At 71.5% G+C, this 17200-nt stretch carries 13 protein-coding genes; 6 read left to right on the forward strand and 7 right to left on the reverse strand.

What is annotated here, in order from left to right; genetic code table 11:
- Positions 1-261: 261 nt before the first annotated feature.
- Complete coding sequence (locus LZP97_RS14275; RefSeq protein ID WP_010593170.1) at positions 262-1647, forward strand: FAD-dependent oxidoreductase; 1386 nt, start codon at positions 262-264, stop codon at positions 1645-1647.
- Positions 1648-1738: 91 nt separating this feature from the next.
- Here the strand turns inward: LZP97_RS14275 and LZP97_RS14280 are convergent, their stop codons facing one another.
- Together LZP97_RS14280 and purT are read right to left on the reverse strand one after the other, a co-directional pair.
- Complete coding sequence (locus LZP97_RS14280) at positions 1739-2221, reverse strand: DUF456 domain-containing protein (RefSeq protein WP_010593171.1); 483 nt, start codon at positions 2219-2221, stop codon at positions 1739-1741.
- Positions 2218-3423 (reverse strand): formate-dependent phosphoribosylglycinamide formyltransferase, encoded by a 1206-nt coding sequence (gene purT / locus LZP97_RS14285; RefSeq protein WP_048772145.1) that lies wholly within the window; start codon positions 3421-3423, stop codon positions 2218-2220. The genes LZP97_RS14280 and purT overlap by 4 nt, the downstream gene beginning before the upstream one ends.
- Positions 3424-3466: 43 nt before the next feature.
- Here purT and LZP97_RS14290 point away from each other — a divergent pair, with 43 nt between their 5' ends.
- Positions 3467-6106 (forward strand): vitamin B12-dependent ribonucleotide reductase, encoded by a 2640-nt coding sequence (locus LZP97_RS14290; RefSeq protein ID WP_048772142.1) that lies wholly within the window; start codon positions 3467-3469, stop codon positions 6104-6106.
- A gap of 27 nt (positions 6107-6133) precedes the next feature.
- Here LZP97_RS14290 and LZP97_RS14295 read toward each other — a convergent pair whose 3' ends face one another.
- Positions 6134-6514 (reverse strand): VOC family protein, encoded by a 381-nt coding sequence (locus LZP97_RS14295; RefSeq protein WP_010593174.1) that lies wholly within the window; start codon positions 6512-6514, stop codon positions 6134-6136.
- An 85-nt stretch (positions 6515-6599) separates the two neighbouring features.
- Between LZP97_RS14295 and LZP97_RS14300 the strand changes: the two genes are divergently transcribed.
- Entirely contained in the window at positions 6600-6980 is a 381-nt protein-coding gene (locus tag LZP97_RS14300; protein WP_006945477.1) for a nuclear transport factor 2 family protein, read from the forward strand.
- Positions 6981-7069: 89 nt separating this feature from the next.
- A complete protein-coding gene (locus tag LZP97_RS14305; RefSeq protein WP_010593175.1) occupies positions 7070-8167 on the forward strand; it encodes a CaiB/BaiF CoA transferase family protein in 1098 nt (365 codons plus the stop codon).
- 70 nt (positions 8168-8237) lie between these two features.
- On the opposite strand, the gene LZP97_RS14310 is transcribed toward LZP97_RS14305, so the two are convergent.
- On the reverse strand, positions 8238-11717 hold the full coding sequence (locus LZP97_RS14310; RefSeq protein WP_048772136.1) for a serine/threonine-protein kinase: 3480 nt from the start codon (positions 11715-11717) through the stop codon (positions 8238-8240).
- 110 nt (positions 11718-11827) lie between these two features.
- A complete protein-coding gene (yczR, locus tag LZP97_RS14315; protein ID WP_017680711.1) occupies positions 11828-13291 on the reverse strand; it encodes a MocR-like transcription factor YczR in 1464 nt (487 codons plus the stop codon).
- A gap of 66 nt (positions 13292-13357) precedes the next feature.
- Between yczR and LZP97_RS14320 the strand changes: the two genes are divergently transcribed.
- On the forward strand, positions 13358-13897 hold the full coding sequence (locus tag LZP97_RS14320; protein WP_017680712.1) for a methylated-DNA--[protein]-cysteine S-methyltransferase: 540 nt from the start codon (positions 13358-13360) through the stop codon (positions 13895-13897).
- Positions 13898-13916: 19 nt separating this feature from the next.
- Here LZP97_RS14320 and LZP97_RS14325 read toward each other — a convergent pair whose 3' ends face one another.
- Positions 13917-15206 (reverse strand): adenylosuccinate synthase, encoded by a 1290-nt coding sequence (locus tag LZP97_RS14325; RefSeq protein WP_010593181.1) that lies wholly within the window; start codon positions 15204-15206, stop codon positions 13917-13919.
- Between the two features lie 264 nt (positions 15207-15470).
- On the opposite strand from LZP97_RS14325, the gene LZP97_RS14330 reads away from it, so the two are divergent.
- Positions 15471-16121 carry a hypothetical protein gene (locus tag LZP97_RS14330; RefSeq protein WP_010593182.1) on the forward strand — a complete coding sequence of 217 codons (651 nt, stop codon included), beginning with the start codon at positions 15471-15473 and terminating at the stop codon, positions 16119-16121.
- Between the two features lie 128 nt (positions 16122-16249).
- Here LZP97_RS14330 and LZP97_RS14335 read toward each other — a convergent pair whose 3' ends face one another.
- A complete protein-coding gene (locus LZP97_RS14335; RefSeq protein ID WP_010593183.1) occupies positions 16250-17200 on the reverse strand; it encodes a helix-turn-helix transcriptional regulator in 951 nt (316 codons plus the stop codon).

Raw genomic sequence — 17200 nt, forward strand, 5'->3', positions numbered from 1 at the left:
CGCGGGCGCATTTGCCCCGATAAACCCTCTCGAGGTAGGAATTGGCCATGGCCTCTACGCACCTCGTTCGACGTCTCGCCGTCGACCTGTGTCGAGTGAGCGCCCACATGTGTTGTCGCTGAAGCGAATTCTCGTCACGCCCGGTTCGTCGCGCAGTTCTTGCCGCTCCCGCGTGCCCCCTGGCAGCCACCCCTGCCGACTCCCTTCCTCATTTAAGCTGAATCACGTCCGTCCGCACACCGAAGAGGTAGTTGACCCCTGATGACCGATCAGACTCGTCCCCTTCGCGTCGCGATCGTCGGTGCCGGCCCCGCCGGTATCTACGCCGCCGATGCGCTCATGAAGTCCGACACCGAGGTCAGCATCGACCTGTTCGAGCGGATGCCCGCCCCGTTCGGTCTCATCCGCTACGGCGTGGCGCCGGACCATCCCCGCATCAAGGGCATCATCACCGCCCTGCACAAGGTGCTCGACAAGCCCCAGGTCCGGCTGCTCGGCAACCTCGACTACGGCACCGACATCACCCTCGACGACCTGCGTCGCTTCTACGACGCGGTGATCTTCTCCACCGGCGCCAACGCCGACCGGGCCCTGAACATCCCGGGCATCGACCTCGACGGCAGCTACGGCGCCGCCGACTTCGTCTCCTGGTACGACGGCCACCCCGACGTGCCGCGCAGCTGGCCGCTCGAGGCCGAGAAGGTCGCCGTGCTCGGCGTCGGCAACGTCGCCCTCGACATCGCGCGCGTCCTCGCCAAGACCGGCGACGAGCTGCTGCCGACGGAGATCCCCGCCAACGTCTACGAGGGCCTGAAGAACAACAAGGCCGTCGAGGTGCACGTGTTCGGCCGCCGCGGTCCCGCTCAGGCCAAGTTCACGCCGCTCGAGCTGCGTGAACTCGATCACTCGCCCACCATCGAGGTCATCGTCGATCCCGAGGACATCGACTACGACGAGGGCTCGGAGGCCGCGCGCCGCAATTCCAAGCAGGTCGACATGGTCGCCAACACCCTGCAGGACTGGGCCATCCGCGACGTGGGAGACCGCCCGCACAAGCTGTTCCTGCACTTCTTCGAGTCCCCGGCCGAGATCCTCGGCGAGGACGGCAAGGTCGTGGGCCTGCGCACCGAGCGCACCGAGCTCGACGGCACCGGCAACGTCCGCGGCACCGGCCGCTTCCGCGACTGGGACGTCCAGGCCGTGTACCGGGCGGTCGGCTATCTGTCGCAGAACATCGCCAAGCTGCCGTTCGACGAGCAGGCCGGCACCGTGCCCAACGAGGCCGGACGCGTCGTCGCCGACGAGTCCGCCGAGGGTCCCGCGCGTTTCCTGCCCGCCACGTACGTCACCGGCTGGATCAAGCGCGGTCCCGTCGGACTGATCGGCCACACCAAGGGCGACGCGAACGAAACCGTCGCGAACCTGCTCGCCGACCGGGCCCACGGCCTGCTGAACACCCCCGAGGATCCGTCCGAGGACGCGATCGTCGCCTTCCTCGAGGACAAGCAGCTGCCCTACACCACCTGGCAGGGCTGGTACCGGCTCGACGCGCACGAGCGCAGCCTCGGCGAGGCCGAGGGCCGCGAGCGCGTCAAGGTCGTCGAGCGTGAGGACATGTTCCGCGCGTCCGAGCCGCACAAGGCCTGACACCCCGACCCCTGGTGGCCGAATGTCACATCGCGTCGATTCGATCGACCGGATGTGACATTCGGCCACAGTCGTACCGGGGCACGTCCGGTCAGGTGAACAGCACCGCGCCGAGCCACACGCCGGCGGCGACGAGGCCACCGAGCAGTTCGACGAGGATCGACAGCGCCACCGCCTTGGTCGCGTGCACGGTCGACACCCAGGCGTCACGGTGGGTGCGGTGCCGCTGCACCTCGGACAGGTAGGTGCCGAGCAGGAACCCGAGCAGCAGCCCGATCACGGGAACGACGAAGAACCCGACGATGCCGAGCAGGCCGCCGGCGACGATCGACCGCGTCGGCACCCCGGCCCGTCGCATCCGGCCGCCCGGCCAGGTGTACTTCACGATGCCGGTCACCAGCAAGGCCGTCGTCGCGACGGCGAACACCGTCCACGCGACGGTGCCGCCGGTGAGCCACGCCCACACCGCGATCGCCCCGAAGATCAACAGGGTGCCCGGCAGGATCGGCACGACGATGCCGACGAGGCCGACGAGGACGGCCAGACCGACGAGCACCTCCGCCCCGGCGGTCACGGTGCGACCGCCCGCACGCGAGCGGCCGCCTCGACCGCGCGGGCCCGCGCGGTCTCGACGTCGGGACCGGTGGACACCGCCACCCCCATGCGACGCCGGACGAACGACTCGGGCTTGCCGAACAGCCGCAGGTCGGTGTCGGGCACCGACAGCGCGTCGGCGACGCCCTCGAAGACGACGCCGGCGGCCTCGAGGCCGCCGTAGATCACCGCGGACGCCCCGGGCGCGAGGAGTGCGGTGTCGACGGGCAGGCCCAGGATCGCGCGGGCGTGCAGCTCGAACTCGGAGTACCGCTGCGAGCGCAGCGTCACCAGGCCGGTGTCGTGCGGGCGGGGGCTCACCTCGGAGAAGTACACGTCGTCGCCCGCGACGAACAGTTCCACCCCGAAGACGCCGCGGCCGCCGAGCGCGCCGGTCACCGTCGCCGCGATCTCCCGGGACCGGGCCAGGGCCCGCTCGCTCATCGGCTGGGGCTGCCAGGACTCGACGTAGTCGCCGGCGCGCTGCAGGTGCCCGATCGGTTCGCAGAAGTACGTCTCGACCTGCCCCGACGGTCCGACGGCGCGGACGGTGAGCTGGGTGATCTCGTACTCGAAGTCGACGAATCCCTCGACGATGACCTGGCCGAGGTCGACGCGCCCGCCGGCGAGCGCGTAATCCCAGGCGGCGGGGATCTCGTCGGGTGTGCGGACCGTGGACTGGCCCTTGCCGGACGAGGACATCACGGGCTTGATCACGCACGGGAACCCGACCTCGGCCGCCGCGGCGCGGACCTCGTCGAGGGATTCGGCGAAGCGGTACGGGGAGGTGGGCAACCCGAGTTCCTCCGCGGCGAGGCGCCGGATGCCCTCCCGGTTCATCGTCAGCCGGGTGGCCCGCGCGGTCGGGATGACCTCGGCGAGACCGCGTTCCTCGACGACGGCGAGCGCGTCGGTGGCGATCGCCTCGATCTCGGGCACGACCAGGTGGGGTTGCTCGGCTTCGACGAGTGCGAGCAGGGCTTGCGGGTCGTTCATGTCGACGGTGTGCGCGCGGTGCGCCACCTGATGCCCGGGCGCGTTCGGGTACCGGTCCACCGCGATGACCTCGACACCGAGCCGCTGCAGCGCGATGACCACCTCCTTGCCCAGCTCACCCGCACCGAGGAGCATGACGCGCAGGGCGCCGGGAGTCAGCGGGGTACCGATTCGTGGTGAGACCATGGGGGGACTATATGTGCCCCTCAGGTCGCACCCGGAGGTCGCGATGGACGTCGCCGAACCGAATCTCGAGTCGGACACCGGACGGTTCTTCACCACGGCCGGGATCGATCCCGCCGACGAGATGGACTGGCAGCGGCGCGACGCCCGCATCGTCCACCACGGCACCGGCGCGGTGGTGTTCGAACAGCGCGACGTCGAGTTCCCCGCCGCCTGGTCGCAGAACGCGACCGACATCGTCGCGCAGAAGTACTTCCGCGGCGCTCCGGGCACCGCCGCCCGGGAACGGTCGCTGCGCGACGTCGTCGCGCGCATCGTGGACACGATCACCGCGTGGGGCGCGGCCGACGGCCACCTCGACGACCCGGAGGCGTTCGCCGCCGAGCTGACCTACCTGGTCCTGACGCAGCGGGCGTCGTTCAACAGCCCCGTGTGGTTCAACATCGGGGTGCCCGACACTCCGCAGCAGGCCAGCGCGTGCTTCATCCTGTCGGTCGAGGACAGCATCGATTCGATCCTCGAGTGGTACCGGCAGGAGGCGGTGATCTTCAAGGGCGGGTCGGGCGCGGGGGCGAATCTGTCGCGCATCCGGTCGTCGGCCGAGCCGCTGGCCGGTGGGGGCACCGCGTCGGGCCCGGTGAGTTTCATGCGCGGCGCCGACGCCTCGGCGGGCACCATCAAGTCCGGCGGCAAGACGCGCCGGGCCGCGAAGATGGTGATCCTCGACGTCGGCCATCCCGACGTCGAGGAGTTCGTCGACTGCAAGGCGATCGAGGAACGCAAGGCGCGGGTGCTCGCGAAGGCCGGGTTCGACATGGGGCTCGACGGTCGCGACATCCATTCGGTGCAGTACCAGAACGCCAACAACTCGGTGCGGGTGAGCGACGAGTTCATGCAGGCCGTCGCGGACGGCGCCGAGTGGCCGCTGCGCGCGGTCACCACCGGTGCGACGGTGCGCACGGTGCCCGCCCGCGACCTGTTCCACCGGATCGCCGCCGCCGCCTGGGAGTGTGCCGATCCGGGGTTGCAGTTCGACACCACCGTCAACCGCTGGCACACCGCGGCCGCGACGGGCCGGATCAACGGATCGAATCCGTGTTCGGAGTACATGCACCTGGACGACTCGGCGTGCAACCTGGCGAGCCTGAACCTGCTGGCGTTCCTGCGCGACGACGGCACGTTCGACGTCGCCGGGTTCCGGCACGCCGTCGCGGTGGTGCTGACCGGCCAGGAGATCCTCGTGAGCCGCGCCGACTACCCCACCGACCGCATCGCGGAGACGTCGCGGCGGTTCCGGCAGCTCGGCCTCGGCTACGCCAATCTCGGTGCGCTGCTGATGGCGCTGGGGCTGCCCTACGACAGTGACGCCGGCCGGGCCTACGCCGCGGCCCTGACGGCCCTGATGACCGGGCACGCGTACGCGGTCTCGGCGCGGATGGCTCGTCGGCTCGGGCCGTTCGAGGGATTCGCCGAGAACCGGGAGCACACCCTCGCGGTGCTGGCTCGTCATCGCGGCGCCGTCGACGACATCGACGAACAACTCGCGCCCGCCGGCATTCTCGCCGCGGCGCGGGAGGACTGGGACGCGGCGTGCGCGCTCGCCCAGGCACACGGGGTCCGCAACAGCCAGGTGACGGTCCTCGCGCCGACCGGCACGATCGGCCTCGCCATGGACTGCGACACCACCGGTATCGAACCCGATCTGGCGCTGGTGAAGACGAAGAAGCTGGTCGGCGGCGGGACGCTGTCCATCGTCAATCGCACGGTGCCGCGGGCCCTGTCCCGGCTCGGCTATCCCCCGGATCGGGTGGCCGAGCTGCTCACGCACATCGACACGCACCGCACGGTCGTCGGCGCGCCGCAGTTGCGGGCCGAGCATCTGCCGGTGTTCGCAACCTCCATGGGCGACAACGTGATCGAACCGCGCGGACACGTACTGATGATGGCCGCGGTGCAACCCTTCCTCTCGGGCGCGATCTCGAAGACCGTGAACCTGCCGGAGGCGGCGACCGTGGCCGACATCGAGGAGTTGTTCCTCGACGCGTGGCGGCTCGGACTCAAGGCGATCGCGGTGTATCGCGACAACTGCAAACTGGGACAACCACTGTCGGCCACGGCCGCGCCGCGCGCGACGACGGTGCCCCGGCCGCGGCGGGAACGGCTGCCCCGGTTGCGCCGGTCGCGCACCTTCGAGTTCCGCGTCGCGGACTGCAAGGGCTTCGTCACCGTGGGCCAGTACGACGACGGCCGTCCGGGCGAGATGTTCCTGCGGGTGGCAAAGCAGGGCTCGACCCTGGCCGGGATCATGGACGCGTTCTCGATGGCGGTGAGTTACGGCCTGCAGTACGGGGTTCCGTTGCGCACGTTCGTCAACGCGTTCACGAGCACCCGATTCGAGCCGGCGGGCATCACCGACGATCCGGACCTGCGGATCGCGACGTCGATCCTGGACTACATCTTCCGGCGCCTGGCGGTGGAGTACCTCGACGCGGACGAGCGGGCCGAACTCGGCATCCGCACCGGCGCCGAACGCAGCGAGCCCGCCGCCGAGGTCGTCGTGGACACGCGCCAGGGACGCGCCCGCGGCAGCGACGCGCCGTACTGCATGCAGTGCGGGGTGCAGATGCAGCGTTCCGGCTCCTGCCACGCGTGTCCGTCGTGCGGAAACACCAGCGGGTGCAGCTGACGAGGCGGCGACCCCGCCCGGGTGTGCCTAGCCGGCGACCTCCATCAGCGACAGGACGTTGCCGTGCGGGTCGCGGAACCATGCGACCCGCATGCCCTCGGGCGAGGTCCACGCGTCGTGGTCGTCCTGGTCCATTCCGTTGTAGCGGACGAACTCGACACCCTTGGCCCGCAGGGCGTCGACGGTCGCGTCCAGGTTCGGCACCCGCCACCCCAGCGCGGTGTAGCCGGTGTCGGAGCGGGACTGCACCAACGTCACCCGGACCGGTGCGCCACCGCCACCGTCGAGAATCAGCGTGAAATGGTCCCGGGACAGCTTCTCGAAACCGAGCGTGTCGACGTAGAACATCTCCGAGATGTCGAGGTCGGTACTGGGCAGGAAGCTCACGAGCTGACCGCTGATCGTCATGGGCTCCACTGTGCGCCTCGCCTCGCGGCCAGGCAAGGACGCGACAATCCGAGCGTGGCGGGCCCGGAGTACTAGCATCTGCGACATGAGCACCTCCGAGATCGCGACCGTCCTGGCCTGGCACGACGCCGTCAACTCCAACGACATCGAGACCCTGCTGGCGCTGTCGAGCGACGACATCGTGCTGCCCACCGGCGACGACGACGAGGACCAGGGCCTCGACGAGTTGCGCGAGTGGGCGACGACGGCGGGCGTGACGTTCCGGCCGGGCCGGATGTTCGTGCACGAGGGCATCGTCGTCGTCGAGGAGACCGCGACGTGGGCGGCCGATCCGGAGCACCCGCGTAGTGAAGCGATCGCGTTCCGCGTGGTGGGCGACCACGTGGTCTCGGTGTACCGGCACGACACGCTCGAGGAGGCGTTCGAGGCCACTCGCCTCAACGAGGGTGATCTGTACGAGGGATAGGGCACGCCGTGACCCTCGGCACACCCTAACGATCGCTAAGGTAGCCTCCTCGGGGAATGGTCCCAACGCACCCGAGTGAGGTTCGACGAGTGTCCGCTGAAGCTGTTGAGAAGAAGGGTCCGCTCGCGGGTATCCGCGTCGTCGAGTTCGCGGGTCTCGGTCCCGGCCCGCACGCCGCGACACTGCTCGCCGACCTCGGCGCCGACGTCGTCTGCGTGCAGCGTCCGGGTCTGATTCCGCCCGCCGGGCACCGCGACCAGATCCAGCGCGGCCGCCGCGTCGTCGAGGCCGACCTCAAGGATCCCGAGCAGGTCGAGAAGGTGCTCGGGCTGATCGAACGCGCCGACGTGCTCATCGAGGGCTTCCGCCCAGGGGTCACCGAGCGCATGGGCCTCGGCCCGGACGTCGCGCTGGCCCGCAATCCGCGCCTGGTGTACGGCCGGATGACCGGATGGGGGCAGGAGGGGCCGCTCGCCCACGCCGCCGGGCACGACATCAACTACATCTCGCTGACCGGTGTGCTGCACGCCGTCGGACGCAAGGGTGAGCGGCCGGTGCCGCCGCTGAACATGGTCGGTGACTTCGGCGGCGGCTCGATGTTCCTGATCTTCGGCATCCTCTCCGCCCTCGTCGAACGCCAGAGTTCCGGCAAGGGACAGGTCGTCGACGCCGCGATGGTCGACGGCGCGCTCGCGCTCTCGCACATGATGTGGGCGTTCCGCGGCCGCGGCGTGTGGTCGGACGAGCGCGGCGTGAACCTTCTCGACACCGGCGCACCGTTCTACGACGTGTACGAGACCGCCGACGGCAGGTACATGGCGGTGGGCTCGATCGAGCCGCAGTTCTACGCGCTGCTGCTGCAGGGTCTCGAGCTCGACCCGGCCGAGCTGCCGCAGCAGCTCGACACGTCGGCGTGGCCGCAGATGAAGAAGCTGTTCACGGAGAAGTTCCTGTCCAAGACTCGCGACGAGTGGGCCGCGATCTTCGACGGCACCGACGCGTGCGTCTCCCCCGTGCTCACGTTCGGCGAGGCCCCGGCCAACCCGCACATCGCGGCCCGCGGCTCGCTGATCGAGCTCGACGGCGTCACCCAGCACGCCCCGGCGCCCCGCTTCTCCCGCACCCCGGCCGGCGCCCCCACCCCCCCGGCCGGCGAGGCCACCGACATCGACTCCGTCTGGCGCTAGGCAGCGAAGCTGCCGGTGTGTCCTTTGGGCGGCCAGGGCCGCCCAAAGGACACACCGGCGCCGCAGGCGCCTACAGGAGATGCACGGCGCCCGTGTCCACGGCCTCGTGCAGGAACGCCGGGGACACGTCCGGGCGGCCGGCGCGGCCCCTGCCTGCGGTGAGCTCGTCCGCGAGGCGGCGCGCGACGTCGAGTACGAGCGGGCCGCCGTCGGGCAGGAACCGGTGCAGGCCCGCTCGTTCGCATCGCGCGGCGACGGAGGCCAGCAGGGTCACCGCCTCCTCGTGCCGTCCGGCCGCGGCCAGGCACGCCACCTCGAGTCGCTCCGCGCGCAACAGCCTCCGCTCCCGGCGGCTGCCGCGCAGCAGCTGCACCCACTCGCCGGCCCACCGGCACGCCAGTTCGGTGTTCTCCGGTGTGGGGTCGGCCAGCAGCAACCGGATGGCCGTGGTCTCCTCGAACTGCGCTGTCCAGGCCGCCGTGCCGTGGTCCGGTCGCGGACGCGTGCCGTAGGACACCGGTGGCGGCGGCGCCACCCCCGGCAACGGCCCGAGCCCGAGCCGGACCCGTTCGTTCTCCACGACAGCCGCCAGCCGCTCCAGGTCCATGACGGCGGCCGCGCGGCCGCCGTCCGCCAGTCGCGACACCACCGCGTCGCGGTCGCCGCGCACGGCCTTGAGCCGCGCACCGACGACGTACCGCGAGATCTTGAAGTCCACGACCCCGCCCTCGGACCCGAGGGCGTAGCCGTCGTCGAGCAGCCGTTCGGCCTCGTCGAGTTCGCCTCGTTCGTAGAGCAGCTCGCCGAGGATCGACCCGGCCAGCATCGCCGCCGACGAGTGCCGGCCGGCGCCCCGGCGCGCCGCCCGCAGACCCGCCCGGAAGTGCTCCTCGGCGCCGGCGACGTCGAGCTGTTCGATCGCCGCGAGGCCCAGCAGGGCGCGGCCGTGCATGAGGTTGTAGGGCCCCTCGTTGAGGTCGTGATACGGCTGGGCCAGCTGTTGCAGCCGAACCACCTCGTCGTAGTCCGCGCGGTAGACCGCAGCGAACGTGGCGACGTTGAGCCCGGACGCGATCACCAGCGGCGGCAGCGTGTCGGCCCGGGCCAGGCAGTGCTCGACGAGATCGTCGGCGCGTTCCATGCGGTCGCACCGCAGGTCGACGACGCCGCGCACGACCTCCACCTCGACGGCGATGTCGGCCGCCTCCTCGGCGTCCGTGCCGGAGTCCGCGACCGCCGCCTCGACCACCTCCAGCGCGCGCAGCGCCGGTGCCGAGCGGTGCAGCAGGATGTTGGCCCACGCGATGGACAGTTGCAGGTGGATCCGGCCCGCGGCGGCCCGGCGCGGCAGCTTGGCGACGAGGCCGAGCAGGGTGGTCGCATGGCCGTGTTCGAGCAGCCGGCGCCCGTTCTCCTCGACCAGATCCGTCGCGCGGTCCTCGTCCCCCGCGGCGAGGGCATGGTCGACGGCCTCACCGACCATGGCATGGCTCTCGAACCATTCGGACGCGGTCCGGTGCAGGGCCGGGATGCGTTCGGGATGTTCGCGTTCGAGCCGCTGCCGGAGGAATTCGGCGAACAGCGGCTGATACCGGAACCAGCGGCCGTCCTCGTCGATCCGGTGCAGGAACAGATCCCGCTCCTCGATGCTCTCGAGGAGCGCCTGGCCACGTTCGTGCCCGGTGAGGGCGGTGGCGAGGCTGCCGCAGATGCGTTCGGTGATCGAGGAGGCGAGCAGGAACTCGACGTCGGCCGGGGGCAGGGAGGCGAGCACGTTCTCGGCGAGGAACTCGCCGATCGCCCGGTGCCGGCCGGACAGATGTGAGATCAGCTCCTCCGGGTCGTCGCGCCCGCGCAGCGACATCGCCGCGAGCTGCAGGGCCGCCGCCCACCCGTCGGTCGCGGCGGTCAGGTCGGCGACCTCGTCGTCGTCGAGGTCGAGGCCGGCGAGGTCGACGAGGAACACGCGGGCCTCGTCCACGTCGAAACGCAGTTGCTCGTAGTCGATCTCGACGAGTTCGTCGCGCACCCGCATCCGGCTGGTGGGCAGGCCCGAGCGGGTGCGCCCGACGACGACGAGTTGCAGATGGTGGCAGGCGTTGTCCAGCAGGAACGCCATCGCGGCGACCGTCGCGGGATCCGTCACCCGATGCCAGTCGTCGATGATGACGACGAGTCGTTCACCGGCCTCGTGGATTTCGTCGACGAGCGAGGTGAGCACGTAGCGTTCCGCCTCGTCCCCGTGTTCGTCGAGCACCTGGCCGAGTTCGCGTGCGAGCGACGGCCGGACCTGCCGGATGGATTCGACGAGATGCGTCAGGAACCACACCACGTTGTTGTCGTCGTGGTCGACGTTGAGCCAGGCGACGGGCACGTCCTTCTCGGTGAGCACGTAGCGCCACTGCAGGGCCAGCATGGTCTTGCCGAATCCCGGTGGCGAGTGGATGGCGGTCAGTTTCCGTCGCTGGTCCGCGTCGAGGATCGACAGCAGGCGCCGGCGCGGCACCAGCCGGCGCGGCGTCGACGGCGGCCGGAACCGCGTGGCCGGAGCCGGCGGGGTGGTCGCGCGCACACCGGACCGGTAGGTGCCCCGTCGCTCCGCCACGGACGGCGACGGATGGTGACCGGACTCCGAACCCGGCTCGAGTTCCCCGGCTACGGGCAGTTCGTCGACCGGCAGCCCCTCGTCCGCCTGCACCTCGCGCAGCATCTCCCCGAACTCGGCGGCGCTCGCGGGCCGGGTCTGCGGGTCCACCGACATGGCGCGTTCGATCGCCGACGAGAGCGCATCCGGGATCCCCCGCTCCCGCAGGTCCGGAACGGGCTGGGTGGTCACCCGGACGAACTGCGCCACGACCCGCTCGCCGCTGCGCCGTTCGAACGCCGCGTGTCCGGTGAGCACGCAGAACAGCGTGGCGCCGAGACTGTAGACGTCCGAGGCCGGTGTGGGCGCACGTCCGCTGAGCACCTCGGGGGCGGTGAAGGCCGGCGACCCGGTCACCTCGCCCGTCGCCGTCTCGAAGCCGCCGCTCACCCGTGCGATGCCGAAATCCGTGAGCTGCGGCTCGCCGAACTCGGTGAGCAGGATGTTGCCCGGCTTGATGTCGCGGTGCAGGATTCCGGCGCGGTGGCCCGTTTCGAGGGCGCCGGCCAGCTTGATGCCGATGCGCAGCACCTCCGGCCACGGCACGGGGCCGGCACTGCGCAGTTGCGCGTCGAGCGAATCGCGCGAGTGGTACTGCATCACGAGGTACGGGCGTCCCGTTCGGGTGGTGCCGACCTGCATGACGTTGACGATGTTCGGGTGTCCGGACAGCCGGCCCATCGCGCGCTGCTCCCGCAGGAAGCGTTCGAGGTTGTCGGGGTCCATGTGGGAGGTGAGGACCTTCACCGCGACCGGACGGTCGAGTGCGGTCTCGTAGCAGCGGTAGACGACCCCGAAACCGCCGCGCCCGATCTCACGCGCGTCGTCGAATCCGGCGTCGGCCAGCTCGGCGGCGAGGTCGACCCCGACGTCGCGTTGCGTCGCGTACGGATCGTGTTCGGCCACAGTAACTCTCGCATCCGTCCGATATGGCGACTCCCAGGCGGCCACCCGTTCGTACCCCTCGAGCATAACGCCGCGGGCCCGTTCCCGGTCGGGGTCCGGCCACCCCCGAATCAGACCACGAGGTGTGGCTCGACGAGGTCCCGGCCGCGGGCCAGCGCGTCGTACGCCGAGGCCACGGACGCGACCGCCCGGCGCACCTCGTCGGCCTCCCGCGCGTAGGGCAGCCGCAGGAACCGTTCGAACGCGCCTTCCACCCCGAAGCGGGGTCCCGCGGCGAGGACCACACCGTGAGTGGGGGCGGTCGCCGCGAGCGCGGTCGACACCGGCGTGGGCATCCGCACCCACAGCGACATCCCGCCCGGTCCGACCGTGTACGTCCAGTCGGGCAGGAACTCGTCGAGCGCGCCGAGCATCGCCGCCCGCCGGCGGCGCAGCTGTCCGCGTCGCCGCTCGAGCAGGTCCTCGACGTCGCCGAGCAGGTGCGCCGCGGCGAGCTGCTCCATGACCGGCGTGCCGAGGTCGACGGCGGAGCGCGCCCCCACGAGCCGGGTGATCAGGGATCGGTCGGCGCGGATCCAGCCCACCCGGAGACCGCCCCAGAGGGACTTGCCGGTCGAGCCCACCGTCACGACGGAGCGGTCCGCGCCGTACGAGGCGACGGCGGGCGGCGGCGGGGTGTCCAGCCACAGGTCCACCATCGTCTCGTCCACGACGAGCGTCATGCGGGTCTCCTCCGCGATGCGGACGAGTTCGGCCCGGCCCGCCGCGCCCATGCACAGCCCGGTGGGACTGTGGAAGTCCGGGATCAGGAACGCCATTCGCGCCGCGGTCTGCCGGGCGGCGCTGCGCAGGCCCTCCAGGTCCCAGCCGTCGTCGGCGCCGCCCTCGGGCCGCACCGGCACGACGACCGGCCGCGCCCCGTGCCGCCGGATCGCCTCGAGCGCATTGGGATAGGTGGGATGGTCGACGATCACCCGGTCGCCGGCGTCGGTGAGCACGCCGAGCAGCAGGCGCAGCGCGTGCTGCGCGCCCGAGGTGACCATGATCTGGTCCGCCCCGGTCGGCAGCCCGCGGTCCCGGTAGCGCCGCGCGATCACCTCCCGCAGCAGGGCCAGGCCGATCGGTTCCATGCCGTGGGAGTCGAGGTAGGCGGGCACCGACCGCAGCGCGGCGGCGTAGGCCGACTCGATCTCGGCGGCGGGCGCCGGCATGGACGCGGAGCTGAGATCCACGGGCTCCGGCGCTTCCGCGGCGGCCGGGGCGGCGGAACGCGCCGGCGTGCCCCGTCGCCGCGGCGGCAGCGCGACGGTGCTGCGCGCACCCTGCCGGCTGCGCAGGTAGCCGGCCTCGCGCAGAGCCGTGTACGCGGACGTGATGGTGGTGCGGCTCAGCGCCAGGGCGGCGGCGAGCTCACGCTCGCTGGGCAGCGCCACGCCCAGGGGAACGCGACCGTCGTGCACCAGCAGCCGGATCCCGTCGGCGAGAGCCCGGTACGCGGGCCGCCGATCGGCGGTGTCCTGCCAGTTGCCGAGGTCGCGGGCCAGGGAACCGGCTCCGATCGCACGCGTGATCACCAGTCCAGTATCGCAGTCCAGTCGGCGAGGTGGTCACCTGTCCCCGGGCCAGTTCATACTGACGGCGTGACCACCCTCGGCTACACCCTGTTCGACACCGCCGTCGGCACGTGCGGGCTCGTGTGGTCCGCGGCCGGCGTCGTCGGCGTGCAACTGCCCGAGACCGCGCCCGAACCCACGCGTGACGCACTGCTCGGCCGGTTCCCGGCCGCGGTCGAGCGGCCCGTCCCGCCGGGGGTGCAGCCCGTGATCGACGCCGTCGCCGCGCATCTCGCGGGGGCGCCCGACGACCTGCGCCGGGTTCCGGTCGACTACCGGAACGTCTCCGAATTCGACACGGCGGTCTACGAGTTCGCCCGCACCGTCGCCCCCGGCGCGGTCGCAACCTACGGCGAGGTGGCGCGCCGGGTCGGCCGGCCGGCCGGCGCCCAGGCCGTCGGACAGGCGTTGGGACGCAACCCCGTTCCGCTGATCGTGCCGTGCCACCGGATCCTCGCCGCGGGCGGCGGGATCGGCGGCTTCTCCGCGCCCGGAAGCACCGTCACGAAGCGGGAGCTGCTCGCCCTCGAGCACGCCCCCGGCTTCGGCGATCCGACCCTGTTCTGACGCGGGGCCGCAGCGGGTTTCAGCTCAGGATGTCGCGGCGCACGATCGTCTGGTCGCGGCCCGGGCCGACACCGATGCACGACATCCGCGCACCCGAGAGTTCCTCGAGCCGCAGCACGTAGTTCCGGGCGTTCTCCGGCAGGTCCTCGAAGGTGCGGGCCTCGGAGATGTCCTCCCACCAGCCGGGCATCTCCTCGTAGATCGGCGTGGCGTGGTGGATGTCGGTCTGCGTCATCGGCATTTCGTCGACGCGGACCCCGTCCACCTCGTAGCCGACGCAGATCGGCACGGTCTCGAGGCTCGACAGGACGTCGAGCTTGGTGAGGAAGTAGTCGGTGATGCCGTTGACGCGGGTCGCGTAGCGGGCGATCACGGCGTCGAACCAGCCGCAGCGCCGGGCCCGGCCGGTGGTGACACCCACCTCGCCGCCGGTCTTGGCCAGGTAGGCGCCGTGCTCGTCGAACAGTTCCGTCGGGAAGGGACCCGACCCCACCCGGGTGGTGTAGGCCTTGAGAATGCCGAGCACCGTGCCGATCCGGTTGGGACCGATGCCCGATCCGACGGCCGCGCCGCCGGCGGTGGGGTTCGACGACGTCACGTACGGGTAGGTGCCGTGGTCGACGTCGAGCAGCGTGCCCTGCGATCCCTCGAGCAGTACCGTCTCGCCGGCCTCGAGGGCCTTGTTCAGGCGCAGCCGGGTGTCGGCGATGCGGTGCCTGAACCCTTCCGCCTGGCCGAGCACCTCGTCGACGACCTGCTGCGGGTCGAGGGCCTTGCGGTTGTAGATCTTCGACAGCACCTGGTTCTTGAACTCCAGGGCGGCCTCCACCTTGTGGGTGAGGATCTTCTCGTCGAGGACGTCGGCGACGCGGACGCCCACGCGGGCGATCTTGTCCTGGTAGCACGGGCCGATGCCCCGGCCGGTGGTGCCGATCTTCTTGGCGCCGAGGAAGCGTTCGGTGACCTTGTCGATGGCCACGTGGTACGGCATGATCAGGTGCGCGTCGGCGCTGAGCAGCAGGTTCGTGGTGTCGACCCCGCGGTTCTCGAGACCGGCGAGCTCGTCGAGCAGCACGCCCGGGTCCACGACCACGCCGTTACCGATGACGTTGGTGACGCCGGGAGTGAGGATGCCGGAAGGGATCAGGTGCAGCGCGAAGTTCTCCCCGTTCGGGAGGACGACGGTGTGGCCGGCGTTGTTGCCCCCCTGGTAGCGCACCACCCACTGCACCCGGCCACCGAGCAGATCGGTGGCCTTGCCCTTGCCCTCGTCGCCCCACTGGGCGCCGATCAGGACGATTGCCGGCATTTCGCTGTCTCCTAGGGTGTCGACGTGCGGGCGCCCTCCGCCTGCAGGGTTCTGCCGTCACAGAACAGAAGCCGGGGGGACAGTCTAGCGGACCACACGTGCGGCACCGCCCCCGGCGTCCGCGGGCCGCCGTCCCGACTGTGACGGGTGCCGACGATCCACCCGACTCACCGTGCCGCGTTCGAGCGTCCGGCGGTGAGGCGAGTCGTGACTAGAGTGAGTGGAGCATCGTCGCCCGCGAGAGGAGTGCTCTTGACCCCCGTTGTGCTCAAGTGCGGTGATGCCCCACTGCCGTTGACACTGACATCCCTGACCACGTTGACCGCCCCGGCTCTGCCCGGCAAGGACGACTTCGAGGACGTGTTCGCGCATCTCGAGTCGGTCGAGGACCCCCGGCTCGTGGTGGTGGGCGGGGACGCCGCCTTCGCCGCGACGCTGACCCGGATGATGCGCACCGAGCGGCTCGGCATCGAACTGGCCTACGTGCCGGAGCGACGCACCCCGGCCGCCGAGGCGTACGGACTGCGGTTCGGATCGAAGGCCGCGACCGTCGCACTGCAGGGCACGGCACGGCCGGTGCCGCTCATCCGCGACGACGCCGGCATCGCCCTCGTCGGGCGTGCCCTCGTCGAGGGCGAGGTCGGTGAGCTGGTGGGCGAGGCGTACGTCGACGACACCCGGCTGTTCAGCGGGATGACCCCGGGTGTGCGGATCGAGCCGACCGTCGACATGCCGGGACTGCGGGCGGCGATCGATCGGCCGCGCTGGTTCGGCGGCTACCGCTGGGTGACCGGCCGTGCCGTGCAGCTCGGCTCACCCGGCGCCGTGCTCACCCGCGACGGGGTCGCCAATCCGCGGGCGGTCAAGCGCTCCACCTTCTACCGGCACGAGCACAAGTGGAAGCTGGTGCGCTGAGCGGGCTGCCGTCGCGGTACGAAAGCCGTTCCGGCTGAGCGCTTGTCGTGATTTCCTCCGCCCCCGCCGGACACCCGCACACCGGATTCCGCCGCGGGCGGGGTCCGCGGGCGCAGCCCTCACCGGCGTCACGCATTGCACCGGGCGAGGGCCTCGCCGGCGGCGCGCAGTGCGGCCCGCAACGACTCCGGGGCCACGACCTCGACCCCGCCGCCGAGGGCGAGGAGCTGGTCGAGCGCCACCTCCTCGGACTCGAGCAACAGGTCCACCCGCACCCACCCGTCCGCGTCCGGCGGTCCCGGTTCCACGTCGGCGGCGTCGGTGCCCACCACGCGGGGCAGGCGCCGCCACGCGGCCGGGCCGAGACGGAGTGTGCAGGCGAACCTGCGCAGCGCACGATCGAACTCCGCCGCGGACGCCGCCCAGTAGGCGGGCAGGTCGAATCCGTCGGGCCGTCGGGCCGGGGCGTCGAGGACGGCGGCGGACGCGATGCGCCCGACCCGGTAGGTCCGGACGTGACCGCGGTGCGCGGCGACGAGGTACCAGACCCCGGCCTTGGCGACGAGCCCGAGCGGGTCGAGGGTGCGCGCCACGGTCCGGTCGCCGCGCCGGTAGCGGATGTTCAGGCGGCGCTCGTCGAACACGGCGGACGCGACGGCCGGCAGGTGCGTGTTGTCCCCCGGTGCGGCGAACCAGCCGGGGACGTCGACGTGGACCCGGTCGCGCCAGGCCTGGGCGGCGCTGCGCAGGGTGACCGGCATGGACCCGAGCAGCTTGCCGCGGGCCGCATCGAGTTCCACACCGAGGTCGGCGGCGAGGGTGGGCACCCCCAGCAGCATCAGCGCGGCACTCTCGTCGCTGGTGAGCCCGCTGAGCCGGGACTGCCACCCGTCGAGCAGGCGGATGCCGCCGCCCGGTCCGCTCTCCGTCCACACCGGGACCCCCGCGGCGGACAGGGCACCGACGTCGCGGTACACGGTGCGCACCGAGACGCCGAGATCGTCCGCGAGCCGCTGCGCGGTCAGGCCCGCGGTGCCCTGCAGACGCAGCATCATCGCGAGCAGGCGTGCCGATCGCAT

Origin of the sequence: Rhodococcus sp. DMF-1 (assembly GCF_021441945.1) — a bacterium.
Lineage (GTDB): Bacteria > Actinomycetota > Actinomycetes > Mycobacteriales > Mycobacteriaceae > Rhodococcus > Rhodococcus ruber.